This is a genomic window from Candidatus Nitrospira nitrificans, from assembly GCF_001458775.1.
GTDB classification, from domain to species: domain Bacteria; phylum Nitrospirota; class Nitrospiria; order Nitrospirales; family Nitrospiraceae; genus Nitrospira_D; species Nitrospira_D nitrificans.
Window position 1 is genome coordinate 1 of record NZ_CZPZ01000027.1, and the last position, 2240, is coordinate 2240.

The 2240-nt window shown below is 57.9% G+C and carries 2 protein-coding genes; one reads left to right on the top strand and one right to left on the bottom strand.

Annotated elements, in window-relative coordinates; all coding sequences use genetic code 11:
- Positions 1-1186 (top strand): ISNCY family transposase (locus COMA2_RS14085; protein ID WP_217490758.1); only part of this gene is annotated, 1186 nt, incomplete at its 5' end.
- Positions 1187-1264: 78 nt separating this feature from the next.
- On the opposite strand, the gene COMA2_RS14090 is transcribed toward COMA2_RS14085, so the two are convergent.
- Positions 1265-1924: a TrkA C-terminal domain-containing protein gene (locus COMA2_RS14090; RefSeq protein ID WP_090899500.1), complete on the bottom strand. Its 660-nt coding sequence runs from the start codon at positions 1922-1924 to the stop codon at positions 1265-1267.
- Between the last annotated feature and the right edge of the window lie 316 nt (positions 1925-2240).

Consider the following 2240-nt stretch of genomic DNA (forward strand, 5'->3'; position numbering starts at 1 on the left):
CCGGCGACAGCGCCGAGAACTGACGATGGTGGAAGCGGCGGAGCTCTTGGGCGTAACAGAACGGACCTTCCGTCGGTGGAGTACGCGCTATGAAACGGAGGGGATCGAGGGGCTGGAGGGTCGACGGCTGGGTCGGGCCTCTGCCCGGGCGGTCCCCATCGATGAGGCCCTGCAGATGGTGCAGCTGTATGAGAGCCGCTACACGGGCTGGACCGTCAAACATTTCCATGAACGCTGGCACGCGGAGCATGGCGGGACCCGGTCCTCTACGTGGACCAAGAACCGATTGCAACGGGCGGGACCCGTGGCGCGGGCGCCCCGGCGTGGGGCGCATCGCAAGAAGCGGCCTCGCAAACCGATGCCCGGCATGATGCTGCATCAAGATGGGTCCACGCATGAGTGGGTGGTGGGCTCTCAGTGGGATCTGATTGTGACCGTGGATGACGCGACGAGCGAGATCTATTCGGCCTTCTTCGGTGAAGAAGAGGGAACCATGAGCAGTTTCCAGGGCCTGGGGGAGGTCATTGAGGCGAAGGGGCTGTTCAGTTCCCTATATACCGATCGGGGCTCGCACTACTGGTACACTGAGGCGGCTGGGGGGCGGGGCGACAAGACACGCCCGACGCAAGTGCACCGCGCCTTACAGCAGCTGGGTATCACGCTGATTCCCGCCTATTCCCCGGAAGCCCGGGGTCGGTCGGAGCGCGTCTTCCGCACCCTGCAAGATCGGCTGCCGAAAGAGTTGGCCTTGGCGGGGATCACCACGATGGCCGCAGCCAACCGGTATCTCACCGAGCAGTTTGTCCCGGCCTACCACCAGCGGTTTGCGGTTCCCGCGGCAGAGTCGGGGACGGCCTTGGTCCCGTGGATCGGGACGAACCTTGCGGAGATTCTGTGTGTGCAAGAAGAACGGGTCGTCGCGAATGACAACACGGTGCGCTCTCAAGGCCGGAGGCTCCAGATCCCACCTGACCCGCACCGCTTCCATTATGTGAAGGTCACCGTCTGGATTCATGCATATCCGGAGGGCGCGCTGGCGGTGTTGCACGGCCCCCGGTGTGTGGCGCGCTACGATGCGACGGGGCAATTGCGTGAGCCCACCCGGCTTCCCCCGATTGCCAAAGCCCGACCCAGGAGTCGGGTACCCAGACAATCGTCGTGCTCAGAGCAACGGTGTGCGAAATAATTTCGGCACAGTGGAAATATTCGAGGAAAGTCTCGGACAGATTCTGTGCTACAAAAACCGGACAACTTCACTTGCTATCTACACTCTCCTACGCCGGTCTTGTGAAGGACGTGGTGAGGGGGGACGCTGGCCGGTAAACCATGAGACGAGTTGATCGAGTTCCATTTGAGCACCGATCAATACTACGATGTCGCCCGGTCGGAAGTGAAGATCGCTCGTGGGAGCCAATAGAAAAGGCCCTCGCAACACGGTGGCCACGTAAGCGGAGGAACTCCGTGGAAGCGCGCTGAGCGGCTGTCCGGCCGCAGCCGCGCCACGAACGACAGTCAGCCGTTCAATCCCTCCCGAACGAAGCGCCAAGTCGCGTTGTAGAGAAAGCAGGTTCTCCTGGGCCGTCTCCATTTTGAGCTCACGAATCTGGGCATCGACAAATATCAAGGATCGCTTTAACTCTTGAACGTGGAAAATGGCATCGGCTAGTGTCTGATCGATCACGCCAACGACTGAAGCAGGGGGACTCTGATCCTGAAGTCGATCAGAGACCTGCGCGACAATTTGTTGGCCGACTTTGGCCGTGACATCGTCGATCTGCTGAAGCAATGTGGAAGCCAGCCAATGGAGACGAATGATCTGAACCTTTCGATTGACCAGTTCAGAAAGAGAGAGAATCGTTTCATAGAACGCATGTCCGGTAATGGAAAGTTCTTTATGTACGCGGCCAAATAACTCAAACATCATAGTCCGATAAGATATATTATGTTAACTATTAGCTCTTCGCCAGTCGCCCACCAAAGGCTCGAGCCCTCGCACCACTCGTCTTTTCGTCCTTACTTCATAGCGGATCGTGGTTAGGAGGTCAATCGCAAGGAGATCTTTGAAGCTCACAGAGTCTCCCGTTAAGCGCAAATTGCCATTCAAATTTTCAATTGTAAGTGCTAGAACTTAATCTGACAGTCCGGTAGAGTCCTCGCCTTCACGAAAGGAGTGCGGACGATGACCACCGAACAGAAAATTATCCGGGCGAAGGTTGGCGTGTTGGAATTGGCGAAACAAT